The organism is Clostridium subterminale, from assembly GCF_039521425.1.
GTDB classification, from domain to species: Bacteria; Bacillota; Clostridia; order Clostridiales; family Clostridiaceae; genus Clostridium_J; species Clostridium_J subterminale.
Genome location: NZ_BAAACI010000001.1, coordinates 950,032 through 976,356, shown reverse-complemented (window position 1 = coordinate 976,356; position 26,325 = coordinate 950,032). Strand labels below are relative to the sequence as shown.

Here is a 26,325-nt window from a genome sequence, read left to right as displayed (position 1 = left end):
ATAAAGGTAGGAGGCTAACAAAAACGTATGTTGAATAATAAAAGCTATCAAAAGAGAAAAAATGCATTTTATAAAAAGCAGGATATTTTCTATAAAAAGAAATCAGGGTTTAATAAGGGAACTACAATAATTATAGGTTTATTATTTTTAGTGGGTATAATGATTGGACTTGTATTAAAGGAAGATTCAAAAATCCTTAATGTAGCTAATATATTAAACAATGATTATGAGAGTGAAACTTCTAATTATAATTCAGGAAAAACAACACCCTCTAGGGGTAGTAGTGGCAATGAATATGGCAATTTAGAAGAAGCACCTGATTTAAGTGATTCTATGGTTAGCTCTACCTTAACAAAAGAAGAGATAGATGAAATAAAAGAGATTATTAATAGTGATACAACAGGGTTATACACATTGGTAAATAAAGGGAATCTACTTTCTAAGGATTATATGCCAGAGAATTTAGTTATTCCTAATATCAACTTAGTATCTGAAAGAAGCAATGAAAAAAACTTAGTTAGTGCGGCTATGGTTAAGGATTTAGAGCAGATGTTTTATGATGCTCAAGCAGAGGGGATGAATTTATTTTTAAGTAATGGATTTAGGGGATATGAGTCTCAGGTATATATTTACAATGAAGAGATTCAAAATAAAGATAGTAAGCATAGTGAATATGTTGCAAAGCCTGGTGAAAGCGAACATCAACTTGGATTAGCCATTGATATTACCAGCAGTGATATGTCTTTTGAATTAAACCAATCCTTTGAAAATACAAAAGAGGGTGCTTGGGCTTTAGAAAATGCGTATAAGTATGGGTTTATCTTAAGATATACCAAGACTAAAGAAGATATAACTGGATATAAATATGAGCCATGGCATTATAGATATGTTGGAAATAAAACTATCAGTAAACTTTGTCACGATAAGGGCCTAACCTTAGAAGAATTACTTGATTATGCTAAAAGTGAATAGTTTAATTTAAAACCGTATCAAGTATTAAAAGTTTTCCTTTTAAAATAAAAAGGAGAACTTTTTTTATTTTATTAAGGCATAATATTAATTTTATATCAATATATATATAATGTTAATATGTAGTTGCGGGAGGGTAGCCTTGGAAAATTTTGATATATATAAAGATATAGCAGAAAGAACTCAAGGGGATATATATGTAGGGGTAGTAGGACCAGTTAGAACAGGTAAATCTACTTTTATTAAAAAGTTCATGGAACTAATGGTTATACCGAACATAGAAAATCCTCATAAGAAGGACAGAGCAAAAGATGAATTGCCACAGAGTGGATCGGGAAAATCTATTCATACTACAGAACCTAAATTTGTTCCTAACGAGGCTGTAGAAATTCAGTTTGAGGATGGAGTAAAATTTAAAGTTAGAATGGTTGACTGTGTTGGATATATAGTAAAGAATGCATTAGGCTATACAGAGGCTGATGCCCCTAAAATGGTTTCTACTCCATGGCATGATTATGAAATTCCATTTGAGCAAGCAGCAGAAATAGGAACTAAGAAGGTAATAACGGATCACTCTACAATAGGCATAGTTGTAACTACAGACGGAAGTATTACAGGCTTAGATAGAGAGGATTATGTAGATGCTGAGGAGAGAGTTATAAAGGAGCTTAAAGAGATAAATAAGCCATTTATAATCATTCTAAACACTGTAAATCCTAATTCAGAGGAGAGCAAAGAACTACAAAGGGAACTAGAAGAAAAGTATGATGTACCTGTAAAAATTATGGATGTAATGAATATAGGAAATAAGGAAATTACAGAAATATTTGATACAGTATTAAGAGAGTTCCCAATAAAAGAAATAAATATTGATATGCCTCAGTGGATGGAGAGTTTAAATTCATCTCATTGGTTAAAGGTAAACATAATGACTATTCTAAAAGCCATGTGTAAAGATATCTATAAAGTTAGAGATGTTAAGAGATGCCTTGATGCCTTTAAGGGAATTGAATTCTTATCAGACATAAAAGTTAAAGAAATGAATATGGGAGAAGGTACTTCCTGTGTGGATATTAATCCAAAACATGAATTATTCTATAAAATTCTTGGAGAGATTTGTAATACTGATATAAAAAATGAAAATGATTTATTAAACATTATGGAGAATTTCTATAAGGCTAAAATAGAATATGATAAGGTTGAGGAAGCGTTGAAGGAGGTTAATGAAACTGGTTATGGTCTAGTTGCACCACAACTTACTGAAATGAAGTTAGAAGAGCCTGAAATTGTTAAAAAGGGCAATCAATATGGAGTTAAACTAAAAGCTTCAGCTCCATCACTGCATTTAATTAAAGCTGATATTGAAACGGAAATTCAACCAATAATGGGTAGTGAAAAGCAAAGTGAAGAGTTCTATAAATCAATTCTGGAGCAATTTGAAAATGATCCATCGCAAATTTGGCAAAGTAACATGTTTGGCAAGTCTTTAGAAGAACTAGTTAAAGAAGGGCTTCAAAATAAACTTTACAAAATGCCTGAGGATGTTCAAATTAAACTTCAGAAAACACTTCAAAAAATTATTAATGAGGGAAATGGTGGACTTATCTGCATAATTATCTAATGAATAATAAAGCTTTTTCTTCAAATTCAAAAATATAGTTTTGAAATTAATATTAATTTCAAAACTATATTTTTTATTGCACAATTACCATCATTGCAATATATTTAACGATGTAAAAGATTTTATTGAGAATATTTATAATATATAGGGCATATTTACAATACACTTGAGAAAGATATATAATTAAAATTGAATTTAAGTGTAATGATCTTTTATTTGGGATTGTAAATAAAAAATATTTAGGAGGTACATAAAGCATGAGTAAAGTTGTAGTAATATTTAATGGCGGAACTATATCTATGAAGGTTGATGAGAAAATAAAAGCAGCAGTACCTAATTTAACAGGTGAAGAAATAATGTCCATGGTAACAGGTATTGAATCTTATGCCGAAGTAGAATCATATACATTTTCTAGTCTTCCAAGTCCGCATATGACTCCAGATATAATGCTAGAATTATCAAATTATGTTAAGAATTTTTTAGAAAGAGAAGATGTAGATGGTATAGTAGTTACCCATGGAACAGATACCCTAGAGGAAACAGCATACTTTTTACAGCTCACTATAAATAGTGAAAAACCAGTAGTAGTTACAGGTTCTATGAGAAATAGTTCTGAGCTTGGATACGATGGACCTGCTAATTTAGCAGCATCAATTTGTACGGCTACATCTAAAGAATCAAGAAATCGTGGAGTAATTGTATGTTTAAACAATGAGCTAAATTGTGCCAGTGAGGTTACAAAGTCACACTCTATGCACCTTAACACTTTTCAAAGTCCAGAATTTGGACCTATAGGTATTGTTGACAGTAATGAAGTAAGGTTTTATAGAGAAAGCACTACAAAGGAATATATAAATACTGATGTAATAGAAAATAATGTTCAGCTTATTAAGTCATGTGCAGGAATGGATGGAACCCTTATAGATTATTGTATTAGTCAAGGAGCTAAGGGATTAGTAATAGAAGCCATGGGGAGAGGTAATATTCCACCATTAATGGCTGACTCTGTAGGAAAAGCTATAAATAAAGGTGTGGCAGTAGTAATAGTTTCTAGATGCTATAAAGGGAGAGTTCTAGATAGTTATGGCTATGAAGGGGGAGGAAAACAGTTAAGAAATATGGGAGTAATATTTGGAGATAGTATGCCAGGGCAAAAGGCCAGAATAAAGATGATTTTAGCTCTTGGTAAAACAAGAAATTTAGATGAAATAAGAGACATATTTGAAAAAGGACATTATTAATACACGAACAATATAAATAAAAATAAAATAAATATACGGAAAATCATTGACATAGGTAAAGAAAGTTGATAATATAATCATGTAAAAAGAAATAACCACTAATTTTCATATAGGTCTAATACGATGGATTAGATGTTTCTACCGGATACCGATAAAATCCGACTATGAGAATTCCTATGTTAAAAAAGCTGTCACTGGAATTCTTATCCGGTGGCTATTTTTTTGCAATAATATATATTTATAGGAGGACAAGCTTTATGGAAAAATTTTTTAAGCTAAAGGAAAATGGAACTGATGTCAAGACTGAAATAACAGCTGGAATTACTACTTTTTTAACTATGGCGTATATTTTATTCGTAAATCCACAAATATTATCTATTACAGGAATGGATAAAGGTGCTGTATTTTTAGCAACAATACTTGCAGCGGCTATAGGAACTTTTATTATGGGGTTTGTTGCTAATGTTCCTTTTGCTCAAGCACCAGGCATGGGGTTAAATGCTTTCTTTACTTTTACTGTTGTTTTAGGGTTAGGTTTTACATGGCAACAAGCTCTTGCTATGGTATTTATATGTGGAATAATTAATATTTTAATTACAGTAACTAAAGTTAGAAAAATGATAATTAATGCAATACCGCTATCACTACAGTATGCTATATCAGGAGGAATTGGATTATTTATAGCTTATATTGGAATTAAACAATCACATTTCTTAAACTTTACAGGAGATGCTGTTAACCAAGTGTTTGCAACAGATGCATCAATTAAATATTTTGATATATTACCATCATTAACAAATTTTACAGATCCAATTGCGCAACTAGCTCTAATAGGATTGGTAATAACAATTATTTTAATGTTACTTAAGGTTAAAGGTTCTATTCTTATAGGAATTATAGGAACTACGATTATTGGTATATTTACTGGAGTTACTCAAGTTCCTGATTTTTCAACAATAGGATTATCAATACCAAGTTTAGCACCAACATTTTTTAAGTTAGATTTTGCAGGATTATTTAGTGATCCATCTAAAATTTTCTTTGTAATTACTACTATATTTGCTTTTTCTATCTCTGATACATTTGATACTATAGGGACTTTTTTAGGAACTGGAAGAAAAGCAGGTATATTTGATGAAAATGATGAAAAGTTATTTAATCAAGGAAATAATAGATCATCTAAATTAGAAAGAGCTTTATTTGCGGATGCAACTGCTACATCTATTGGTGCATTATTAGGAACAAGTAACACTACAACCTATGTAGAAAGTGCAGCAGGAATTGGTGCCGGTGGTAGAACAGGGTTGACTTCTGTTACAGTAGGTGTGTTATTTTTACTATCAATTTTCCTGTCACCATTAATGGGGATGGTTCCAGGAGCAGCTACTGCACCAGCTTTAATAGTTGTTGGAATATTAATGATGGAATCTTTCGGTAAAATAAACTGGTCTGATTTCACAGAAGCTATGCCTGCATTTTTTATTGCAATATTTATGCCGTTAGCTTATAGTATATCAACTGGTATAGCGGTAGGATTTATATTTTACTGTGTAGCTAAAATATCTACTGGAAAAGCTAAAGACGTTCATCCAATAATGTATGTTTCAGCAGTTCTGTTTTTACTAAATATTATAATTACAGCACTATAATATAAAGTATTTATGTTATCTAGTTTGTACGTTATATTTTTATAACTTAGAATGAAAATATATGATTAAATAAATAAAGAATCTGTGAACTTGCAAGTTCACAGATTCTTTATTTTAATGTATAAGTAAAATAAAGGGGTTTTTCTAAGGTTTTCTAAAGAATATTTCATTTTTCTTTAAAATTCTTTTGTTTATGGGTTGAAATAAGCCACATACTTTATGTATAATAAATAAAGAATTTAAGAAGGTCTAGAAGGGTGCGTTGTATATGATAAAAAGCATGACTGGATTTGGAAGAGGTACATCAGAGGGCAAAGCATCTAGTTTTATTGTGGAAATAAAGACAGTAAATCACAGGTACTTTGAACTTAATGTTAGAATGCCAAGAACTTTAATATCTTTAGAAGATGGTATAAGAAAATATGTGAATGACAAGATTAAAAGGGGTAAGGTAGATATATTTATTACTCAAAATCAAGGAGCTAACGAGGATATGGCTGTAGTGATAAATGAGAGTTTAGCTGAGAATTATGTGGAAGTATTACATAATTTAAGGGATAAATATGATTTAAGAGATGATATTTCTGCTACAACCTTAGCAAGGTTTCCAGAGGTTCTAAAATTAGAACAAAAGGAAGAAGATTTAGAAAATACATGGAAGATATTATTACCAGCAGTGGAAGAGGCAGTACATAATCTTGTATCCATGAGGGAACAAGAAGGTGAAAAACTTTTGATAGATATTACAAAGAGATGTGAATGTATTTCAAGTAATGTTGATATAATTAATAAAAGGGTGCCTGAAGTTACAGAGGAGTACAGAGCAAGACTTCTAAAGAAAGTGGAAGAAATTTTAACAGAAAAAAATATTGATGAAAATCGTATTATCATGGAAGTAGTTCTTCAAGCGGATAAAACCTGTGTTGATGAAGAAATTGTTAGACTTAAAAGCCATGTAGCGCAAGTTATCAAGACTTTTAAACTAGGAGAGCCAATAGGTAGAAAATTAGACTTCATTGTTCAAGAAATGAACAGAGAAGCAAATACAATTGCGTCTAAAGTTAACGACCTGGATTTAACTAATATAGCACTTGATATAAAAAGTGATATAGAAAAAATTAGAGAACAGGTTCAAAACATAGAATAAATTTAGGAGGTAGGGAATGGGTATAAAACTTATAAATATTGGATTTGGAAATATTGTTTCAGCAAATAGATTAGTAGCTATTGTTAGTCCAGAATCAGCGCCTATAAAAAGAATAATTCAAGAGGCTAGGGATAGAGGTATGCTTATAGATGCTACCTATGGAAGAAGAACTAGGGCAGTTATAATAACTGATAGCGACCATGTAATACTATCTGCTGTTCAGCCTGAAACAGTAGCACATAGATTATCCTCTAAGGGAGATGATGCTATAGACGAGGTAGAGGATTAATATGGGAAGTAAAGGACAATTATTAGTTATATCTGGCCCATCAGGAGCAGGCAAAGGGACTGTATGTAAGGCGCTAATTGAAAAAAATCCAATATGGATTTCTACATCTTGCACTACACGTAAACCAAGAGAAGGTGAAGTAGAAGGAGTAAATTATTTCTTTATAGATAGAGAAGAATTTTTAAAAAGGATCGATAAAGAAGATTTTCTAGAATATGCAGAGGTTTATGGGAATTTTTACGGAACACCTAAGTCTGAGGTTTTAAAGATGTTAGAAGAAGGTAAAGATGTAATATTAGAAATAGATATCCAGGGTGCATTAAAGATTAAATCTTCATATCCTAAAGGAATATTTATATTTATTATGCCTCCATCGATGGAAGAACTTAGAAATAGAATAACAAATAGAGGAAGTGAAACTCCAGAGTCATTAAAGACTAGAATGGAGTGTGCTTATGATGAAATAAGCTTTGCATCTAAATATGACTATGCCGTTGTAAATGATAAGGTTGAAGATGCAGTTAAAAAAATTGAAAGTATAATAATTGCAGAAAAATGTAGAGTTTTTAAAATAAAAGATGAGCTATTAGGGAGGTTCTAAAAAATATGAGTAATTCAAAAAGCAATTCAATGATTAATCCATCTATTGTAGAGCTATTAGAAAAAGTGGATAACAGATATTCATTAGTAGTATCTACTTCAAGAAGAGCAAGAAAAATAATTGACGGTGAAGAGCCAAAAGTACAAGGAGTAGGAGCTAAGCCATTAACTATTGCTATTAATGAAGTTAAACAAGGAGTAATAGAAATTAGAGAGGCAGATGATAAGTTTACTAATGTTCAAGAACTAGAACTGGTAAATGAAGAGGCGGAAGAAGGCTCAAATTTAGATGCGTAAGAAAAATGTAGTTGTTGGAGTAACCGGTGGAGTTGCAGTCTATAAGGCTCTAGATGTTATAAGCAGATTGAAAAAGAAAGACATAAATGTGGATGTTATTATGACAAAGTCTGCTTGTGAGTTTGTTACTCCATTAAGTTTTCAATCATTAAGTCAAAATGCAGTAATTAAGAATATGTTTGATGAACCGAGGGCTTTTGAAATTCAGCATATATCTTTAGCTAAAAAAGCAGATGTACTAGTAGTAGTTCCGGCTACAGCAAACATTATAGGTAAAGTAGCAAATGGCATAGCTGATGATATGTTGTCAACTACTATTATGGCTACTAATGCAAAGGTAATCTTTGCTCCAGCCATGAATACTAATATGTATAATAATCCTATAGTTCAAGAAAATATAAAAAAACTGATAAGCTATGGATATGAGTTTATAAATCCTAGTAGTGGGCGATTAGCTTGTGGAGATGTGGGAGATGGGAAACTTGCTGATACAGAAGAAATTGCAGAAGTAATTTTATCACATCTTCATGAACCGAAGGACTTATTAGGTAAAAAAGTGCTAGTAACAGCAGGGCCTACTAGAGCTAACTTAGATCCAGTAAGGTTTTTAACTAATAGGTCTACTGGTAAGATGGGATATGCTATTGCTGAAGAGGCTAGAGATAGAGGAGCAGAAGTGGTTCTTGTCAGTGGGCCTACCAGTATAAAAGCACCCATAGGAGTTAAAATTATAAAAGTAGAAACTAATGAAGAGATGTTAAATGCAGTTAAAGCAGAATTTGATACCAGTGATATTGTAGTTAAATCTGCAGCAGTAAGTGATTACAAACCGAATACTTATTCAGATAAGAAGATAAAAAAGGGACCAGGTAATTTAAATATAGAATTAGTAAGAGATAACGATATTCTAAAGGAATTAGGAACCCTAAAAAAACATCAAATTTTAGTTGGATTTGCAGCTGAGAGCAATGATGTAATAGAAAATGCTCACATAAAGCTAAAAAAGAAAAATCTTGATTATATTGTAGCTAATGATATAACTGAAAGTAATGCAGGCTTTGGAAGTGATACTAACAGGGTTACCATTATAAATAGAGATGGAAAGGAAATATCTCTTGAAAATATGAGTAAAAGATTAGTTGGATATGAGCTTTTTAATATGATTTTAAACAATAAATAAAAAAGAGCGACTAAGTCGCTTTTTTTATTATTTATTTACATAATATATCTGATGAATTTTAAAAATAAAATATAGTTAATAGTTAATTTAGAATGGAGGTATATACCTCTAGAGGGGGGCATAAAAATGTATCTAGGGATTATTGTAAATAATGAAGCTGTAAAAGTAGATAAAATATTTACATATAAAGTGCCAGAAAGCTTATATGGTAAGGTTAAAAAAGGCAGAATGGTTACAGTTCCCTTTGGAAATGGAAATAAGAAAATATATGGATTTATAGTTGATATATTTTATGATATAGATGATAATACTAAGTTGAAAGAAATTGTTGATATAGATGACAGTATGGAATTTCTTACGGAGGATAATATACGTCTTATTGAAATTATGAGAAAAAAGTATTTATGTACTTATTTGGAATGTATAAAAGTTATGATTCCCAGTGGAATAACAAAAGGAACAACCTTTAAAACTAAAAATAGTATAATTATTGGGAGACCATTAACAGAGAAATATAATAAAGAAGAATATATAAACATTATAAATTTTATAAAAGAAAGTAATGGAATTTATAATAAAGCAGAACTTACTAGTGAATTTGACTTTTCTTTATATAGGATTAACACGTTAATTAAGCATGGATTCTTATATATTAAGAAAACTATAGTTAATAGGTATAATGAAAATACATATAGAAGATATGAGGAAAAAATATTAAATCCAATCCAACAAAGGTGTGTTGATACTATATTATCGCATGGGAGCAGTGATAAATTTCTTATTCATGGTATAACTGGTAGTGGAAAGACCGAGATATATATGACCTTAGTAAAAGAGATGATAAAAAGCAATAAAGATTCTATAATATTAATTCCGGAGATAGCCCTAACGCCTCAAATGGTTGAAAGGTTTAAAGGGAGGTTTGGTAGAGATATAGCTATATTCCATAGTAGATTATCTATAGGTGAGAGATTTGATGAATGGATGAGAGTTAAAACGGGAAATGTTAAAGTAGCCATAGGTGCTAGATCTGCAATTTTTCTTCCTTTTTCTAATTTAGGACTTATTGTTATAGATGAGGAACATGAAACCAGTTATAAATCAGATAGCGATCCAAAGTATCATGCAAGAGATGTAGCTAGTTTTAAAGCTGAAATTGAAGGCTGTAAAGTGGTACTGGGATCTGCGACACCTTCAGTTGAAACTTATTATAAGGCTACGGAAGGTGAATATGATATAATTACTTTAAATGAGAGAGCTGATGGAGCTAGTCTGCCAACTATAGAGATAGTAGATATGAGGGAAGAGCTAAAAGAAGGAAATAAATCTATGTTTAGTAGAAAGCTTTATGAAGAGATGTCAGAGTGTTTAGGAAAAAAAGAGCAAGCTATAATGTTCTTAAATAGAAGAGGATATTCTACTTTTGTATCTTGCAGAGAGTGTGGTTATGTATTCAAGTGTGATAATTGTGATATTTCTCTTACCTATCATAATGATAACAATTTAACTTGTCACTACTGTGGAGCAAAGCAAAGAGCCTTAAAAACTTGTCCTAAATGTAAAAGTAAATATGTGAAATATTTTGGCGTAGGTACAGAGCAAGTAGAACATAGTGTTAGAAAGACCTTTTTAGATAGTAAACCTCTCAGAATGGATTTTGATACTACAAGAGGAAAAGATTCTTATGAAAAAATTTATAGAGATTTTTCAGCAAAGAGATATAATGTATTAATTGGTACGCAAATGATTGCTAAGGGCCTGGATTTTAAAGAGGTAACCCTAGTAGGAATAATAGCTGCAGATTTATCTTTAAATTTACCAGACTATAGAGCAGCAGAAAAAACTTTTCAATTAGTAACTCAAGTAGCTGGAAGAGCAGGTAGAGGAAATAAGGCTGGAAAAGTAATACTGCAGACTTATAATCCAGATAATTATAGTATAGTTTATGCTACTGGAAATGATTATAAAAGTTTTTATGAAGAAGAAATAGTTATAAGAAAGCTAAGGGACTATCCACCCTTTTCTAAAATTTTGTGTGTAAATTTAAGTAGCGAAAACGAGGAAAATTTAATAAAATGTATACAAAATTTAGCGAATAAAGTAAGGATAAAAAACTATGAAAGTGATAAAATTGAGTTATTAGGACCGTGCCCTTGTGGGGTTTCCAAAATAAAAAGTTTGTATAGATGGCAAATTATAATTAAAGGTGAATTTGATGATAATTATGCCATGGATATTAAAAACTTAGTCTATGAACAGATAAATTATAAAAATATAAGGATTAGTATTGATATAAATCCAAATAGTTTACTGTAAGGGAGAATAATTATGGCATTAAGAAATATAAGAGTTAATGAAGATCCAGTATTAAGGAAGATTAGTAAAGTAGTTAAAAACATTGATGAGAGAACGCAAATCTTAATTGATGACATGCTAGATACTATGTATGAAGCTAATGGAATTGGTCTTGCAGCTCCACAAGTGGGGATTTTAAAGAGAGTTATTGTTATAGACATTGGAGATGGGCCAATAATGCTTATAAATCCAGAAGTTGTAGAGGCTAATGGTGAAGTAAAGGAGATAGAAGGATGTCTCAGTGTGCCAAATCAACAAGGATACGTTATAAGACCTAAATATGTGAAAGTTAAAGCAGAAGACAGAGATGGAAATTCTATTGAAATTCATGGGGAGGACCTTCTGGCAAGGGCTCTTTGTCATGAAATAGATCATTTAAATGGAATAGTATATACTGATAAGACAGTTAAGTAGGAGGTATTAAGATGAATATAGTATTTATGGGTACACCAGATTTTGCAGTACCATCATTAGAAGCAATCATTGAGAAATATGGAGTTAAGGCAGTATTTACTCAACCAGATAGACCTAAAGGAAGAGGGAAATCTGTAGCAATGTCACCAGTGAAACAGGTGGCACTTAAACATGATATAAAGGTCTACCAACCAGAAAAATTAAGAAATGAAAAAAGTTTAATAGAAGAATTAAAAAATATGAATTTAGACTTCATAATAGTTGTAGCCTTTGGGCAAATTCTATCTAAGGAAGTATTAGATATACCTAAATATGGATGCATAAATCTTCATGGTTCGCTACTTCCTAAATACAGAGGTGCAGCTCCAATTCACTATGCTATTATGAAGGGTGAAAAGGAAAGTGGAAACACTACTATGCTAATGGATATAGGGTTAGATACAGGAGATATGCTTTTAAAGAATAAAGTGGAGATTACAGAAAATATGACTACAGCAGAGCTTCATGATGAACTTATGAACAGTGGTGCTGAACTCTTAATTGAAACTATAGAAGGAATTTATAATGACAAAATAACTCCTATAAAGCAAGGAAAAAGTGAAAGTTGTTATGCTAGTATGCTAAACAAAGAGATGGCAAAGATTAATTGGAATCAAAGTTCTAAAGATATACATAGTTTTGTGAGAGGACTTTACTCTTTCCCAATAGCTTATACCTATTATAAAGATGAACCAATGAAGGTAATTGAAACTAGACTTACTTATGAGAAGTCTTCTAAAACTCCTGGAACTATTTTAAGAGTTAATAAAGAAGGAATGCTAGTTTCTACTGAAGATAATAATATATTAATAACAAAGGTCCAATTTCCTAATAAAAAGCCATTAAAAGTAGAAGAATATATAAAAGGAAATTCTATTGAAGAAAATATAATATTAAAAAATTCAAAAGAAAAGTAAAAATTAATTATGTTATATAAGGAGATATATATATGGGATACTATTATAGAAGTTTTTTTGATCCAACAATGATTATTCTTATACCAGCTCTTATTATTTCAATATGGGCTCAGATGAAAATAAAAAGTAGTTATGCAAAGTATTCACAAGTATATAGTAGAAATAGATATACTGGAGGTCAAGTAGCTAGAATGATATTGGATGCCTATGGACTTTTTGATATACCAGTATTAGTTACAGGAGGACATCTTACAGATCACTATGACCCAAGTAGAAGAATAGTTAACCTATCCAATGATGTATATAATGGCACATCCATTGCAGCTATAGGGGTAGCTGCCCATGAGATAGGTCATGCAATTCAACATAAGGAAGGATATGCACCTATCAAAATAAGAACAGCTTTGGTTCCTATTGCGAATATAGGCTCTCAAGCATCTTGGATATTATTTATTTTGGGAATTGTAATGTCTCTTACACCATTAGTTAACTTTGGTATTATATTATTCTCAGCAGCAGTACTTTTTCAGATAGTAACGCTACCTGTAGAGTTTAATGCATCCAATAGAGCTATAGCCATATTAAGTGCAAAGAATATACTTTATGAAGACGAAGTAAAGGGAGCAAAAAATGTATTGACTGCAGCAGCATTAACTTATGTAGCTGCAGCGGTTACAGCTATTGCACAGCTTTTAAGACTCATTGCTATTAGAAATAGAAATGATTAATAGATAAAATTAATAGATACTAGAAATCGTAGATAGGATGATATGAATGATAAGTGCTAGAGAAGTAGCAGTAAATACCATAATACAAGTCTTTGAAAATAAGGCTTATTCTAATATTGTTTTAAACAACAACCTTAGCCAATGTAATCTTGAAGATAAAGATAAAGCATTAGCTACAGAACTTGTTTATGGTACTATAAAATATAGGTATGCCATTGATAAAATACTTAAGACCTTTTTAGAAAAAAAATTTGACAAAACAGATAGATATATTTTAAATTTATTAAGGGTTTGTATATATCAGCTTAGATATTTAGATAAAATACCTGAGTTTGCTGCAGTAAATGAAGGTGTTAATTTAGCTAAGACTAATGTATCTGTAGGAGCTTCTAAATTAGTTAATGGTGTACTAAGAAGTTATTTAAGAAATAAGGATAGAGATTATTATCATAAAGAAAATATTAATGAGAAATTAGCATTTTTATATTCTTGTCCTCAATGGATGGTAAAGTTATTTATTGAGCAATATGGAGAGGAAATTGGAGAAAAAATACTAGATGGACTTAATAAAAGACCAGCAGTTACAGTTAGAGTAAACTCCACAAAAGGGGATTTTGATCATGTTTTTCATGATTTGGAAAAAAATGATTATAACGTAGAGGCTGGATCAATATGTCCTGAAGCTATAAGAATTGTAAGAGGAAAGAGTGTAGAGGATAATCCATTGTTTAAGAAAGGAGCTATTACTGTTCAAGATGAAAGTGCTATGCTAGTAGCCCCTAGTATGGATTTAAAGGAACATATGACTGTATTGGATTTATGTAGTGCTCCGGGAGGGAAAACTACCCATATCGCTGAAATAATGGATAATACAGGTATAGTTAAGGCTTTTGATATTTATGATCATAAGCTAGAACTAATAAGAAGTAATAGTGAAAGACTAGGGCTAACAAATATTCAATTAGATATATTAGATGCTACTAAAGAATGCAAAGAATTAATAGATGTAGGAGATAGAGTACTTATAGATGTACCTTGCTCTGGACTAGGAATAATAAGAAAAAAGCCAGAAATTAAATATACAAAAAAAGAGAAAGAATTAAAATCTTTAATAGCAGTTCAACGTGAAATAATGAAGAATGCAGCTAAATATGTGAAACTAGATGGAATAATTTTATATTCAACTTGTACTATAAATAAAGCGGAGAATGAAGGAAATATAAATTGGTTTTTAAGTAATTTTAAAGATTTCAATATAGAGCCTTTAAATTTTGGACAGGTGGAGAATCTAGTCTATGACGAAAAGGGTTGCGTAACAGTTTTACCTAATGAATATATGGATGGATTTTTTATAGCAAAAATTCGTAGAAATAAATAGGAGTAGAAATGAAAAATATATTAGATTTAGACATAGAAGAACTTAAATCATGGATGAAAGAAAATGGTGAAAAAGAATTTAGAGCTAAACAAGTATTCTCTTGGATTTATAATGAAGTTTGGGACTTCAAAGAGATGACTAACATATCTAAAAATACCTTGAAAAGATTAGAAAATAATTTTTTTATAGGAATACCTAAAATAGTAGAAACATATAGTTCTAAAAACAGTGATACACGAAAGCATTTATTTCTTTTACATGATGGTAATATAGTTGAAGGAGTGGTTATGCAGTATAATCACGGTAATTCTATATGCATATCAACACAGGTAGGATGTAATATGGGTTGTAAGTTTTGTGCTTCAACCATTGGAGGGGCTGTTAGAAGTTTAAGTAGTGGAGAAATGTTAGGTCAGATTATGGTTTCACAAAAGCAACTGGGAGAGAGAATTTCAAATATTGTACTTATGGGAAGTGGAGAACCACTAGATAACTATGATAATGTTGTAAAATTTATTAAGGATGTAAATTCTGATTATGGACTTAATATAGGACAACGACATATAACTATTTCTACTTGTGGAATTGTACCTAAGATAAAGAGTTTAGCAGATTTAGATTTACAGATAACTCTGGCAATTTCATTACATGCTCCTAATGATGAGTTACGTGTAAAAACTATGCCTATTGCTAAGGTGTATTCTATAGCTGAGCTTATTGATAGTTGTGAATATTATATTGATAAAACAGGACGAAGAATTACATTCGAATATGCATTAGTAAAGGGCGTAAACGACTCTAAAGATCAAGCTGGGGAATTAGCAAAATTAATAAGAGGTATGTTATGTCATGTAAATTTGATTCCTATAAATGAAATAGATGAAAATGACTTAAAGAAATCAAATGCAGAACAAGTTAAAGCATTTAGAGATATTTTAATGAAACATGGAATTGAAACTACTGTTAGAAAAGAAATGGGTTTAGACATAAATGCTGCTTGCGGTCAGCTAAGAAAAAGTTATATAGAAAAAAGGGAGTTGTAGTTTTTAATGGGGAGATTATTGGGAATAGAAACGGATGTTGGAAATAAAAGAACTTTTAACGAAGATTCTGTTGGCTACTATGAGGAAGAGGATTTTGGTATTTTTGTAGTAGCTGATGGCATGGGAGGGCATAATGCTGGTGAAGTTGCTAGTAAGATTGCTAAAGATACCATTATTGAATATGTAATTAATCATAAAAATGATAGGTCTCAAGAGGAAATCTTAAATGAGGCAATCCTAAGCGCTAATAGAAAAATATATAGAGAGAGTTTATTAAATGAAGGCTGTAATGGAATGGGAACTACTCTTGTAGGAGCTTTTGTGAGAGGAAATAACTTAACTATGGTAAACATAGGAGATAGTAGAGGATATGTTCTAAAGGACGGAGAGCTTGTTAAGGTTACAAAAGATCATTCATTGGTACAAGAACTATTAGACAATGGAACAATAACTAATGAGGAAGCTAAGAATCATCCTAATAAAAATGTTATAACAAGGGCTTTAGGAACTAATCCAGTAGTGATGGCTGATTATTATAATCTAGATATAAGAGATGTTTCAAAAGTTATTCTTTGTAGTGATGGACTTACTAATGAAGTAAGTGAGGATGATATTTTTAGAGTTTTACAAAATTATAATGGCAATCAATGTTTTGAACTAATAAACATGAGTAAGAAAAATGGTGGGAGAGATAATATTTCTATCATTGTTTTTAAAGGAGAGTGGGAGTGCAGATGATAGGAACTATGTTAGGAAATAGATATGAACTCATAGAAAAGATTGGCGAAGGGGGTATGGCAGTAGTATATAAGGCTAAATGTACTATTTTAAATAGATTTGTAGCAATTAAAATACTAAAGACAGAGTACTCTAATAATAAAGAGTTTATGGAAAAGTTTAGAAGGGAAGCTTTAGCTACAGCAACTTTTTCACATAGCAATATAGTTAATATTTACGATGTAGGTTCAGAAGGAAACATTAATTATATTGTAATGGAATTGGTGAATGGAAAAACTCTGAAAGAATACATAAGAGAAAATGCACCTCTTTCTATGGACTCAACTTTAAAGATTTCAATACAAATTGCTAAAGCTTTAGAATGTGCTCATAAAAATAAAATTATTCATAGAGATATAAAACCTCATAATATATTAATAAATGAAGATGGAGTAATTAAGGTTACAGATTTTGGGATAGCTAAAGCTACTTCATCTGATACTATAACTCATACTAATAAAGTTATTGGTTCTGCACATTACTTCTCTCCTGAGCAAGCTAAGGGAAAGATAGTTGATAATAGGACAGATATATATTCTTTTGGAATTGTAATATATGAAATGCTGACAGGGAGAGTTCCCTTTGATGGAGAAAGCGCTGTAGCAGTGGCTCTTAAGCATATACAAGATACTATTGTTCCTCCCAAGGTTTTAGTGCCAGAAGTGCCAGATAGCCTAAATAATTTGGTAATTAAGGCTACACAGAAGGAAGTTATAAAAAGATATAATAATGTCACAGATATGTTAATAGATTTAATGAAAATAGAGAATAATAATAAGTATATAGTAACACCTTCCAATATGGATAATGATTATACTACAGTAATGGATACAACCCAAATTCAAAATACCATGTATGCTAGTAATCTTGGAAAGAAATTAGCTGATAGTAATATTGATGATGAGGAAGACGAGGAAGAAGACGAGGACTATGAAGACTATGACCATGAAAAGAGAAAAACAAGTACGTGGAAAAAGGTACTATTAGTTGGAGGAGCTCTTTTATTAACTATTCTGGTTGGTATATTTGTGGGTACTAGTATATATAATAAAGGCAACGGCGATGTTAAAAAAGATGAATTAAAGGTTCCAAAGATAATTGGACTCACAGCAGATGAAGCCAAAGCTGATGTAGAAAAATTAGGCTTAACTTATGTAGTATTAGGGGAAGAAGCTAGTGATAAACCAGCTGGAACTATAATTGCAGTATTTCCAGCAGAAGGTACTGCAGTAAAAAAAGAAAGTGAAGTTAGAGTAAGGATTAGTACAGGACCAGGAGAGATTGAGGTGCCAGATGTTGTGAAACTTGGTAAAAGTGTTGCTCAGGATCATATAGTTACTCAAGGTCTTAAGGTTGGAAAGATAACAGAAGACTTTTCTGATGAAATAGAAGAAGGTGCAGTAATAAGCACTAATCCAGGAGCTAAGGCTAAGGTTAAAAAAGGTGATACGGTAGATATAGTTATAAGTAAGGGCTCTAGGATAAAGAAGAAAACAGTGCCAGATCTTAGTGGGTTAACGCTTAAAGAAGCAGAGCAAGTATTAGCAGTTTCAAATCTTAAACTTGGATCTACTACTGCGGTAGTAACTGATGATAAAAGCAAAGATGGAAAGATATTCAATCAAAGTGAACCTGCTCAAACTTCAGTTCAAGAAAATGAAAAGATAAGTGTTAATTATTATCAATATAAGGATCCAGATGAAGGTAAAGTTGTAGTTCCTAATTTCATAGGAAAAACCATTGAAGATGCACAAGCAGCAGCTAACTCACATGGAGTTAAAATAACCATTACTGGAGATAAAAAAGGTCTTATAGTAAGTCAAGATGTACCTGAAGGTCAGAAGGTAGCTGCAGGAAGTACTATAAATCTTACATCTCAGGTAAAAGCTCCAATTGTAGATGACAATGATAAAGATAAAGAGAAAGATAAAGAACCTTAACAAATGAAGTGATATAATCCTTAGGTAAGTTATAAACTTGCCTAAGGATTAATTAAAATTTAGGAGGAATATATGCAAGGAGTAATAGTTAAAGGAATTGGTGGATTATACTATGTGGATGTTGATGAAAAAATTATAGAGTGTAAAGCTAGAGGAAAGTTTAGACATAAAGGTGAAACTCCTATGATTGGCGATGAAGTAATCATAGAAGAAGAAAATGGAAAAGGTGTTATAACTGAAATATTAAAGAGAAGAAATCAACTTATAAGGCCTGCCGTTGCTAATGTAACTCAAGCTTTTGTAGTAGTTACCAGTAAAAATCCAGATTTAAATTTAAGTTTATTATATAAATTTCTAGTATTATGTGAGTATAATTATGTAGTACCTATTATATGCTTTAATAAAATGGACATTGAAAGTGAATATAGTAAGAAAATAGGTAATATGTTAAATGAAGCTGGATATGAAATAATGTATGTACAAGGAAAACATGGTGTTGGTATAGAGCAATTAAAGGAAAAGATCAGGGATAATATCACTGTATTTTGTGGTCCTTCTGGAGTTGGTAAATCTACTATATTAAATAAAGTTTTAGGTAGAGATGCTATGAAGACTGGGGATATTAGTGATAAACTAAAAAGAGGAAAACATACAACTAGGCATAGTGAACTCATAAGGATAGAAGATGGATTTTTAGTTGACACACCAGGATTTTCTTCTTTAGAGTTAGATTTTATAGATAAAGAGGAACTACAACATATGTTTCCTGAGTTTGAAGAATTTAAGGATGGATGTAAGTTCAATAATTGTGTTCATTACAAAGAACCAGGTTGTATCATAAAGGAAAAGGTAGAATCTGGAGAAATAAATAAAAGTAGATATGAATTCTACATAAAAACTTTAGAAGAAATTATAAGTAGGGGGAATAGAAAATGATAAAATTATCACCATCTATATTGTCAGCAGACTTTGCAAATCTAGGAGAGCAGGTTAAAGAGATAGAAAACCATGGAGCGGATTGGGTTCATATAGATGTTATGGACGGAATGTTTGTACCTAATATATCCTTTGGAGTACCTGTTATAAAATCCATAAGAAGTCTTACAACCTTAGTTTTTGATGTACATTTAATGATTGAAGATCCAGCTAGATACGTAAAGGATTTTGTAGATGCAGGAGCTGATATGATAACAGTTCATTATGAAGCAGATAGACATATAGACAGAACTATAAAATATATTAAAAGCCTAGGAGTTAAAGCTGGAGTAGCATTAAATCCTGGCACTCCTGTTTCTATGATAGAAAACTTAATTCCAGATTTAGATATGGTACTTATCATGTCAGTCAATCCAGGATTTGGAGGTCAAAAATATATAGAGTATTCAGCAGATAAAATATTACAGGTTAAAGAGTTAAAGGATAAGTATAACAAAGAATTATATATACAAGTTGATGGAGGTATAGATGCAACAAATGTTAGTAAAGTTGTAAAGTGTGGAGCTAATTCTATAGTAGCGGGTTCAGCTGTATTTAAAAATAATGAAATAGAAAAGAATATAATAAATATAAGAAGTGGGTTTTAACATGCAAGTAGTTATTGTTGGAGGTGGAGATTCTCCAAGCAAAGAAATTTTAGATAAATACATAAATGAAAAATCTATAATTATAGCAGCAGACGGAGGAGCTAACGCTCTTCTAAATCATGAAATACATCCAAATTATTTACTGGGGGATTTTGACTCTATTGATGAAAAAGTTTATAAAGAAATAAGCAATAACTCTAAAACTATTAGATTTCCAAAGGAAAAGGATTATACAGATAGCCATATAGCTTTTAACAAGGCAGTGGAGTTAGGAGCTACAGAAATTATTTTTTTAGGGTGTACAGGGAAAAGAATTGACCATTTCTTTGCAAACTTATGTATTCTTAATGAAGGTTTAAAAAAATCTATAGATTGTCGTTTAATAGATGAGTATAATGAAATCTATCTTATAGATAAGCCTACAAATATCTTTGGGAAAAAAGGGGATGTATTTTCCTTATTTAGTTATTTAGAAGATACTCATAATTTAACTATAGAGGGAGTTAAATATAAATTAAAGGATTTTGAGCTAGCACAAGGAAACAATCTCACTGTATCTAATGAATTTGTGGAGGAAAAAGTTAGCATATCTTTTTCTAAAGGATGCCTTATAGTAGTTAGAATTCATTAAAATATAACTTATAAATTTAATTAATAAAAATTACAGTCATTATTAGAATTGGTGATTGTAATTTTTTTTATTTATGTACCACTTTTTAGGACGATACATATAATGATACTAAAAGGCTTATGGGGGAAGTTAAGTATGAGGAGTAGGACAACTAAAAGGTTGGGACTTATTGTTAGTTCTGTAGGAGCAGGAATAGTATTAGCTATGCTAATTCCATTTTGGGGGTGGATGATAGCAATAGGTTGTGCAATTATATGTGCCGGATGGTTTATAATGAATAAGTTTTGTTAAGAATTGGTTAAGGAGGTTAAAGGGTGACTATAAGAGTAATCAAATTACCTAAGTTTTTATCTAAGATAGTTAGAATTTTTATAAGAAAAAAACATAATTATTAATTTTGCACATAAAAAAAATGCAACTATAAAAGTAGTTGCATTTTTTTTACCATCTAAACGGCACGTTGAACCTTACCAGAACGTAAGCATCTAGTACAAACGTGTACTGTCTTAGGTGAACCGTTAACTATAGCTTTAACTTTTTTTAAGTTTGGAGCCCATTTTCTTTTTGATTGACGGTGAGAGTGAGAGAATTGTACTCCTGAAACTACACCTTTATCGCATATTTCACATCTTCTTGACATATATTACACCTCCTCAAAATTCCAACATACTGCTATAAATCAAACACAAGTTATTTTAACATAATTATTATGATTGTTGCAAGTATTAAGAAAAATAAACACATACCATTATATTATACATATTGTTATAATAAAATTCAATGATATATATAATTATATTAGTTGAATTAAATCTTAAGTTAATATAAAATGTTTATAAGGTATAATTAAGGAGGAATTGATTATGAAAGCTAATATAACAACTGAAATAGGAAATATATACTATTCTGAAGATGTAATAGCTAATATAGCAGGTGTATCAACCATGGAATGCTATGGAGTTGTTGGCATGGCTTTAAAGAATGCTAAGGATGGTTTATGGGAATTACTAAAAGCTGAAAACCTAGCAAAAGGAGTTAAAATAACTCAAAAAGAGAATGCTATAGCTATAGAATTATATATAATTGTTGAATATGGAACTAAAATTGCAGTAATAGCTAATAATATAATACAAACAGTTAGATACAATTTAGAAAATCTTACAGGCGTTAAGGTTTCTCAAGTTACTGTTAATATTCAAGGCATTAGAGTTTAAGGGGGAACACAAAGTGGCATATACACAGATAAATGGACGTGATTTTTCAAATATGATAAAAAGTGCTTCAAATGCATTAGAAAAGCAGAAAGAATATGTAAACTCCTTGAATGTATTCCCTGTACCAGATGGAGATACAGGAACAAATATGTCTTTAACATTTAAGGCTGCGGCTAAAGAAATAGAAGGCTTAGAGAATAAGGGAATAGGAGAAGTGTCTAAAAAATTAGCTAAGGGTGCTTTAATGGGAGCTAGAGGAAACTCTGGAGTTATTCTTTCTCAAATTCTAAGAGGTATGGCAAAAGGACTTGAAAATGCAGAGGATGCAACCATAGAGGAAGTTAAGAATTCCTTTGTAGAAGGCTCAAATTTTGCTTATAAGGCAGTTATGCGACCAACAGAAGGAACGATTCTAACTATTATTAGAGCTGCTGGAGAAGCTGCTATATGTAGTGAAGCTGAAAATATAGTTGAATTATTAGAAGAAGTTTGTGAAGAAAGTAAAAAGATGCTTGATAAAACTCCAGAAATGTTACCACAGTTAAAACAAGCTAAGGTAGTAGATGCTGGTGGAATGGGATTATTAATAATATTAAGAGGTATGGTAGAAGCTTTAAAAAATAAAGGTGAAGTTTCTTTAATTAATGACCTAGAAGGTGAATCAGAAAATAATTATGATATTCCAGAGCTAGATATGGCTCCAGAGGATATTAAGTTTGGGTATTGCACAGAATTTATCATACTTAATGAAGTAAAAGATATACCAAAGTTTAAAGATTTCCTTGAATCTCAAGGTGATTCATTAGTTCTTGTGGGATTAGAGGATATAACTAAGGTTCATGTTCATACTAATGATCCAGGAGCCGTTTTATCTAAAGCAGTAGCCTTTGGGGATCTTTCAAAAATTAAGATTGAAAATATGAGAGAACAACACAGATCTTTATTAGGCATAGATGAAAGTAGTAATGATGCAGTAGTAGAAGAAATCAAAGAAGACCCTAAGGCTTATGGATTTGTAACTGTAGCTAGAGGTAATGGAATTTCTACAATATTTAAAGATCTTGGTGTAGATGAGGTTATTGAAGGTGGTCAGACTATGAATCCTAGTACAGAGGACATAGTTAATAGTATTAATAAAATTAATGCTGAAGTAGTATTTGTACTTCCAAATAATAAAAATATAATAATGGCAGCTACGCAAGCTGTAGATTTAATAGAAGATAAAAAGGTTATAGTAATTCCTACCAAAACTATCCCTCAAGGAATTACAGCTATAACTATGTTTAATCCAGATGGTATTGCAGAAGAAAATGAAGCATCTATGAATGAAGCTATAGAAACTGTTACTTCTGGTTCTGTAACTTATGCTGTTAAGGATACAGAGGACAATGGTAGACATATTAAAGAGGGAGATATTTTAGGATTATTAGAAGGAAAAATAAATGAAATAGGTCAGGATGTATATGCTGTATGTAAGAAGCTTATAGAAAACATGGTAAATGAAGATAGCGAGCTTATTACTATATTCTATGGTGAAGACTGTGAAGAGGATAAGGTTGATCAGTTAGCATCAGAATTAGAAGAAGCATACCCAGACATGGATGTTCAATGTTTTAGTGGTGAGCAGCCATTATACTATTTTATTACATCAGTAGAATAAAAGCCTTAGGGCTTTTTTTCTATGTTAGCCATATGGAGTTGATAAGGTGAATATTTATAGTAATATTACAGTCATTAAAGGGGTAGGTCCTAAAATGGCTGAGAAATTGAGTAAATGTGGAATATATAGTATTTTAGATTTATTACTATACTTTCCAAGAGACTATGAAAGTATCTTTATTGTTGAAGATTTAGATGAAGTAGATTCTAAGGGAAAGATAATACTAGAAGTTGGAGTAGAGAGAATTTTTCCTGATATAAGAACAAAAACAGGTAAAGTTCTTACAACCATTAGATTTATTCATAAGGGAAGATTAATTAAAGGAATATGGTTTAATCAACCCTATGTGAAAAGTAGTTTTAGAATTGGCAGTAGATATGTTGTAAGTGGCATTATAGAGAAGCAAGGTAGAGAGTTTATAATTAAGAATGGAACCATAATGAGAAATACCACTACAGAGAGTACAGATATTATGGCAAGATATCCTTTGAGAGATGATATTTCTAATACTTTTTTAAATAAAATAGTTACAGAAGCTTTAAACCAGGTTAAGATACAAGAAAATTTACCAAAGTTAATTTTGGATGAATATGATTTTATGTCTTTAGATAGTGCTATAAGAAATATACATAATCCTAAAAGTTTAAAGTTATTAGAAGAGGCAAGAAGAAGATTAAAGTTTCAAGAGTTATTTACATACTCTTTAAAGCTTATGGCCTTAAAAAATAGAAGTATTAATTCAAAGGGAATTTCCTTTACCATGTCAAAGGAGCTGAAAGCTTTAAAGGAAAGGTTACCTTTTCAGTTAACAGATGCACAAACTAGAACTGTTAGAGAAATACTAAGAGATCAAAAGAAGCCTATTCCTATGAATAGATTAGTTCAAGGGGACGTAGGTAGTGGAAAGACTATAGTTGCTTTTATTGCCCTTTTTAATGCTATTATGAATGGATATCAAGGTGCCATGATGGCACCTACAGAAATATTAGCAAAACAGCATTATTATGAGGCATACAAAGTGTTTAAGGGTTTTAACATCACCATAGAATTACTAACAGGAAGCACCACAGAAAAAAATAAAAGCCTTATAAAAGAGAAATTGTTAAAAGGTGAAATAGATTTAATAATAGGTACTCATGCTCTGATAGAAGATAATGTACAGTTTAAAAACTTAGGGCTCATAATAACCGATGAGCAGCATAGGTTTGGTGTTGGACAAAGAACAAGACTTGGAAATAAGCGTGAAGATATTGATGTACTTGTAATGAGTGCTACACCTATTCCAAGAACCTTATGTTTATATCTCTATGGAGACTTAGAAGTATCTATAATTGACACTTTACCACCAGGAAGAAAACCAATAGATACCTATTATTTACCTATTCAAGAAAAGGGAAGAATATATAATTTTGCTTTAGAGGAAATAAAAAAAGGAAGACAGATTTATGTAGTTTGCCCCTTGGTTGAAGAAAATGAAGATATGAAACTGAGTTCCGTAACAGCACTATATGAAGAACTTAAAAAAAATTACTTTAAAAGTATGGAAATCGCCATTCTTCATGGTAAAATGAGTAATAAAGACAAAAATTTAATTATGAATGAATTTAAAGAAGGAAACATCAAGGTGTTAATATCCACTACAGTTATTGAAGTAGGTGTAAATGTACCTAATGCAACGGTTATGATTATAGAAAACGCAGAGCGTTTTGGACTATCGCAATTGCATCAGTTAAGAGGAAGAGTTGGAAGAGGATCACATAAATCCTATTGTGTTCTTGTAGCTAATATAAAAAGTGAAACAACTAAAAAGAGAATGGACATAATGAAAAATAGTAATGATGGTTTTTATATAGCAGAACAAGATTTGAAATTAAGAGGAAGTGGGGAAATGTTCGGACTTAGACAATCTGGTGAAAATGGATTGATTCTTAGCGATTTAGCAGAGGATTTTCCACTATTTAAAATAGCAAATCAGGAAGCTAAGAAATTTTTTAACAATGAAGATGAAGAAAACAAAAGAATACTTAAAGAAATAATGATTAACTTAGAGAAAAGCACCAAGTATATTTGCTTTAACTAAGGGTAGAGGAGAGAAAGAATGAGAGTAATTGCAGGAAAAGCTAAAGGGAGAAAGTTACTATCACCAGAGGGGATGGGCACTAGACCTACCCTTGATAGAATTAAAGAATCAATTTTTAACATAATACAAAATAAAGTAAGAGGTAGTATAGTTTTAGATCAGTTTTCTGGTACAGGAAGCTTAGGGCTAGAGGCTGCAAGTAGAGGAGCAAAAGAGTGTCATCTAATAGACATGGGAGATGTAACTTACAAGTATTTAAAACAAAATATTATCAATCTAAAATTTGAAGACTTCTGCACATCTTATAAAGGTGATTCATACAAGTACTTAGAGGAGTTTGGAAGAATAGGAAGGGTCTTTGATTTAATATTTATAGATCCACCTTATGCTAAAGAAATGATTCCACCAGCACTAACTCTTATAAAAAAATATAATTTACTACAAAGAGATGGTTTAATTGTAACGAAAATAGATTCAAGTGAAGAAATTTATGAAGGCTATGAAGATATTGTTTTAATAGATCAAAGAAAATATGGAAACACCACTGTATGTTTCTATGAGTTTAAGGAGTAA

Annotated in this window: 26 protein-coding genes and 1 riboswitch; of the genes, 25 read left to right on the top strand and 1 reads right to left on the bottom strand. The window is 31.0% G+C overall.

Annotation, left to right across the window (positions count from 1 at the left end; genetic code table 11):
• Window positions 1-27: 27 nt before the first annotated feature.
• The 21 genes from ABDZ93_RS04990 (at window position 28) to ABDZ93_RS04890 (ending at window position 21,089) form a co-directional block, all read left to right on the top strand.
• Window positions 28-972, top strand: coding sequence for a M15 family metallopeptidase (locus tag ABDZ93_RS04990; RefSeq protein WP_343824186.1), 945 nt, complete (start codon window positions 28-30; stop codon window positions 970-972).
• A gap of 139 nt (window positions 973-1,111) precedes the next feature.
• Entirely contained in the window at window positions 1,112-2,590 is a 1,479-nt protein-coding gene (gene spoIVA, locus ABDZ93_RS04985) for a stage IV sporulation protein A (protein WP_343824184.1), read from the top strand.
• A 257-nt stretch (window positions 2,591-2,847) separates the two neighbouring features.
• The gene (locus ABDZ93_RS04980; protein ID WP_343824182.1) at window positions 2,848-3,831 is read left to right on the top strand and encodes an asparaginase; all 984 of its coding nucleotides are present in this window, start codon (window positions 2,848-2,850) and stop codon (window positions 3,829-3,831) included.
• 85 nt (window positions 3,832-3,916) lie between these two features.
• A riboswitch (purine riboswitch) is annotated at window positions 3,917-4,016 on the top strand.
• A 72-nt stretch (window positions 4,017-4,088) separates the two neighbouring features.
• Window positions 4,089-5,480: an NCS2 family permease gene (locus ABDZ93_RS04975; RefSeq protein ID WP_343824180.1), complete on the top strand. Its 1,392-nt coding sequence runs from the start codon at window positions 4,089-4,091 to the stop codon at window positions 5,478-5,480.
• A gap of 268 nt (window positions 5,481-5,748) precedes the next feature.
• The gene (locus ABDZ93_RS04970; protein WP_343824178.1) at window positions 5,749-6,627 is read left to right on the top strand and encodes a YicC/YloC family endoribonuclease; all 879 of its coding nucleotides are present in this window, start codon (window positions 5,749-5,751) and stop codon (window positions 6,625-6,627) included.
• Between the two features lie 16 nt (window positions 6,628-6,643).
• On the top strand, window positions 6,644-6,916 hold the full coding sequence (remA, locus tag ABDZ93_RS04965) for an extracellular matrix/biofilm regulator RemA (protein WP_035132703.1): 273 nt from the start codon (window positions 6,644-6,646) through the stop codon (window positions 6,914-6,916).
• 1 nt (window position 6,917) lies between these two features.
• On the top strand, window positions 6,918-7,517 hold the full coding sequence (gmk, locus tag ABDZ93_RS04960) for a guanylate kinase (protein ID WP_343824176.1): 600 nt from the start codon (window positions 6,918-6,920) through the stop codon (window positions 7,515-7,517).
• Window positions 7,518-7,522: 5 nt separating this feature from the next.
• Window positions 7,523-7,813: a DNA-directed RNA polymerase subunit omega gene (gene rpoZ, locus ABDZ93_RS04955; protein WP_343824174.1), complete on the top strand. Its 291-nt coding sequence runs from the start codon at window positions 7,523-7,525 to the stop codon at window positions 7,811-7,813.
• On the top strand, window positions 7,806-8,993 hold the full coding sequence (gene coaBC, locus ABDZ93_RS04950) for a bifunctional phosphopantothenoylcysteine decarboxylase/phosphopantothenate--cysteine ligase CoaBC (RefSeq protein ID WP_343824173.1): 1,188 nt from the start codon (window positions 7,806-7,808) through the stop codon (window positions 8,991-8,993). Before rpoZ ends, coaBC begins: the two co-directional genes overlap by 8 nt.
• A gap of 120 nt (window positions 8,994-9,113) precedes the next feature.
• On the top strand, window positions 9,114-11,309 hold the full coding sequence (priA, locus tag ABDZ93_RS04945) for a primosomal protein N' (RefSeq protein ID WP_343824539.1): 2,196 nt from the start codon (window positions 9,114-9,116) through the stop codon (window positions 11,307-11,309).
• 12 nt (window positions 11,310-11,321) lie between these two features.
• On the top strand, window positions 11,322-11,762 hold the full coding sequence (def, locus tag ABDZ93_RS04940) for a peptide deformylase (protein WP_343824171.1): 441 nt from the start codon (window positions 11,322-11,324) through the stop codon (window positions 11,760-11,762).
• Window positions 11,763-11,773: 11 nt separating this feature from the next.
• Window positions 11,774-12,718, top strand: coding sequence for a methionyl-tRNA formyltransferase (fmt, locus tag ABDZ93_RS04935; protein WP_343824169.1), 945 nt, complete (start codon window positions 11,774-11,776; stop codon window positions 12,716-12,718).
• 32 nt (window positions 12,719-12,750) lie between these two features.
• On the top strand, window positions 12,751-13,446 hold the full coding sequence (locus ABDZ93_RS04930; protein WP_343824168.1) for a zinc metallopeptidase: 696 nt from the start codon (window positions 12,751-12,753) through the stop codon (window positions 13,444-13,446).
• 46 nt (window positions 13,447-13,492) lie between these two features.
• Complete coding sequence (rsmB, locus tag ABDZ93_RS04925) at window positions 13,493-14,824, top strand: 16S rRNA (cytosine(967)-C(5))-methyltransferase RsmB (protein WP_343824166.1); 1,332 nt, start codon at window positions 13,493-13,495, stop codon at window positions 14,822-14,824.
• A gap of 8 nt (window positions 14,825-14,832) precedes the next feature.
• Window positions 14,833-15,867, top strand: coding sequence for a dual-specificity RNA methyltransferase RlmN (gene rlmN / locus ABDZ93_RS04920; protein WP_343824164.1), 1,035 nt, complete (start codon window positions 14,833-14,835; stop codon window positions 15,865-15,867).
• Window positions 15,868-15,873: 6 nt separating this feature from the next.
• Entirely contained in the window at window positions 15,874-16,605 is a 732-nt protein-coding gene (locus tag ABDZ93_RS04915; RefSeq protein WP_343824161.1) for a Stp1/IreP family PP2C-type Ser/Thr phosphatase, read from the top strand.
• A complete protein-coding gene (pknB, locus tag ABDZ93_RS04910) occupies window positions 16,602-18,584 on the top strand; it encodes a Stk1 family PASTA domain-containing Ser/Thr kinase (protein WP_343824537.1) in 1,983 nt (660 codons plus the stop codon). The genes ABDZ93_RS04915 and pknB overlap by 4 nt, the downstream gene beginning before the upstream one ends.
• A gap of 72 nt (window positions 18,585-18,656) precedes the next feature.
• The gene (gene rsgA / locus ABDZ93_RS04905) at window positions 18,657-19,520 is read left to right on the top strand and encodes a ribosome small subunit-dependent GTPase A (protein WP_343824159.1); all 864 of its coding nucleotides are present in this window, start codon (window positions 18,657-18,659) and stop codon (window positions 19,518-19,520) included.
• Window positions 19,517-20,167: a ribulose-phosphate 3-epimerase gene (gene rpe, locus ABDZ93_RS04900; RefSeq protein ID WP_343824157.1), complete on the top strand. Its 651-nt coding sequence runs from the start codon at window positions 19,517-19,519 to the stop codon at window positions 20,165-20,167. Before rsgA ends, rpe begins: the two co-directional genes overlap by 4 nt.
• Before the next feature lies 1 nt (window position 20,168).
• Window positions 20,169-20,798 carry a thiamine diphosphokinase gene (locus ABDZ93_RS04895; RefSeq protein WP_343824155.1) on the top strand — a complete coding sequence of 210 codons (630 nt, stop codon included), beginning with the start codon at window positions 20,169-20,171 and terminating at the stop codon, window positions 20,796-20,798.
• Window positions 20,799-20,933: 135 nt separating this feature from the next.
• Window positions 20,934-21,089 (top strand): hypothetical protein, encoded by a 156-nt coding sequence (locus ABDZ93_RS04890; RefSeq protein WP_343824153.1) that lies wholly within the window; start codon window positions 20,934-20,936, stop codon window positions 21,087-21,089.
• 157 nt (window positions 21,090-21,246) lie between these two features.
• On the opposite strand, the gene rpmB is transcribed toward ABDZ93_RS04890, so the two are convergent.
• A complete protein-coding gene (gene rpmB, locus ABDZ93_RS04885) occupies window positions 21,247-21,438 on the bottom strand; it encodes a 50S ribosomal protein L28 (protein WP_035132719.1) in 192 nt (63 codons plus the stop codon).
• Between the two features lie 223 nt (window positions 21,439-21,661).
• Here rpmB and ABDZ93_RS04880 point away from each other — a divergent pair, with 223 nt between their 5' ends.
• From ABDZ93_RS04880 to rsmD, 4 genes are read left to right on the top strand one after another with little or no spacing between them, the layout of a single operon-like run.
• On the top strand, window positions 21,662-22,012 hold the full coding sequence (locus ABDZ93_RS04880) for an Asp23/Gls24 family envelope stress response protein (protein ID WP_147519512.1): 351 nt from the start codon (window positions 21,662-21,664) through the stop codon (window positions 22,010-22,012).
• A gap of 13 nt (window positions 22,013-22,025) precedes the next feature.
• Window positions 22,026-23,672, top strand: a complete 1,647-nt coding sequence (locus tag ABDZ93_RS04875; protein ID WP_343824149.1) for a DAK2 domain-containing protein — start codon at window positions 22,026-22,028, stop codon at window positions 23,670-23,672.
• A 46-nt stretch (window positions 23,673-23,718) separates the two neighbouring features.
• Entirely contained in the window at window positions 23,719-25,752 is a 2,034-nt protein-coding gene (gene recG, locus ABDZ93_RS04870; protein WP_343824147.1) for an ATP-dependent DNA helicase RecG, read from the top strand.
• Between the two features lie 18 nt (window positions 25,753-25,770).
• Window positions 25,771-26,325, top strand: coding sequence for a 16S rRNA (guanine(966)-N(2))-methyltransferase RsmD (rsmD, locus tag ABDZ93_RS04865; protein WP_343824145.1), 555 nt, complete (start codon window positions 25,771-25,773; stop codon window positions 26,323-26,325).

Bases quoted from the DNA above. Each gene is read 5' to 3' on its own strand.
- ABDZ93_RS04990 (WP_343824186.1), top strand. From the start codon at position 28: ATGTTGAATAATAAAAGCTATCAAAAGAGAAAAAATGCATTTTATAAA.
- ABDZ93_RS04980 (WP_343824182.1), top strand. From the start codon at position 2,848: ATGAGTAAAGTTGTAGTAATATTTAATGGCGGAACTATATCTATGAAG.
- ABDZ93_RS04975 (WP_343824180.1), top strand. From the start codon at position 4,089: ATGGAAAAATTTTTTAAGCTAAAGGAAAATGGAACTGATGTCAAGACT.
- ABDZ93_RS04970 (WP_343824178.1), top strand. From the start codon at position 5,749: ATGATAAAAAGCATGACTGGATTTGGAAGAGGTACATCAGAGGGCAAA.
- remA (WP_035132703.1), top strand. From the start codon at position 6,644: ATGGGTATAAAACTTATAAATATTGGATTTGGAAATATTGTTTCAGCA.
- gmk (WP_343824176.1), top strand. From the start codon at position 6,918: ATGGGAAGTAAAGGACAATTATTAGTTATATCTGGCCCATCAGGAGCA.
- rpoZ (WP_343824174.1), top strand. From the start codon at position 7,523: ATGAGTAATTCAAAAAGCAATTCAATGATTAATCCATCTATTGTAGAG.
- coaBC (WP_343824173.1), top strand. From the start codon at position 7,806: ATGCGTAAGAAAAATGTAGTTGTTGGAGTAACCGGTGGAGTTGCAGTC.
- def (WP_343824171.1), top strand. From the start codon at position 11,322: ATGGCATTAAGAAATATAAGAGTTAATGAAGATCCAGTATTAAGGAAG.
- fmt (WP_343824169.1), top strand. From the start codon at position 11,774: ATGAATATAGTATTTATGGGTACACCAGATTTTGCAGTACCATCATTA.
- ABDZ93_RS04930 (WP_343824168.1), top strand. From the start codon at position 12,751: ATGGGATACTATTATAGAAGTTTTTTTGATCCAACAATGATTATTCTT.
- rsmB (WP_343824166.1), top strand. From the start codon at position 13,493: ATGATAAGTGCTAGAGAAGTAGCAGTAAATACCATAATACAAGTCTTT.
- rlmN (WP_343824164.1), top strand. From the start codon at position 14,833: ATGAAAAATATATTAGATTTAGACATAGAAGAACTTAAATCATGGATG.
- ABDZ93_RS04915 (WP_343824161.1), top strand. From the start codon at position 15,874: ATGGGGAGATTATTGGGAATAGAAACGGATGTTGGAAATAAAAGAACT.
- pknB (WP_343824537.1), top strand. From the start codon at position 16,602: ATGATAGGAACTATGTTAGGAAATAGATATGAACTCATAGAAAAGATT.
- rsgA (WP_343824159.1), top strand. From the start codon at position 18,657: ATGCAAGGAGTAATAGTTAAAGGAATTGGTGGATTATACTATGTGGAT.
- rpe (WP_343824157.1), top strand. From the start codon at position 19,517: ATGATAAAATTATCACCATCTATATTGTCAGCAGACTTTGCAAATCTA.
- ABDZ93_RS04895 (WP_343824155.1), top strand. From the start codon at position 20,169: ATGCAAGTAGTTATTGTTGGAGGTGGAGATTCTCCAAGCAAAGAAATT.
- ABDZ93_RS04890 (WP_343824153.1), top strand. From the start codon at position 20,934: ATGAGGAGTAGGACAACTAAAAGGTTGGGACTTATTGTTAGTTCTGTA.
- rpmB (WP_035132719.1), bottom strand. From the start codon at position 21,438: ATGTCAAGAAGATGTGAAATATGCGATAAAGGTGTAGTTTCAGGAGTA.
- ABDZ93_RS04880 (WP_147519512.1), top strand. From the start codon at position 21,662: ATGAAAGCTAATATAACAACTGAAATAGGAAATATATACTATTCTGAA.
- rsmD (WP_343824145.1), top strand. From the start codon at position 25,771: ATGAGAGTAATTGCAGGAAAAGCTAAAGGGAGAAAGTTACTATCACCA.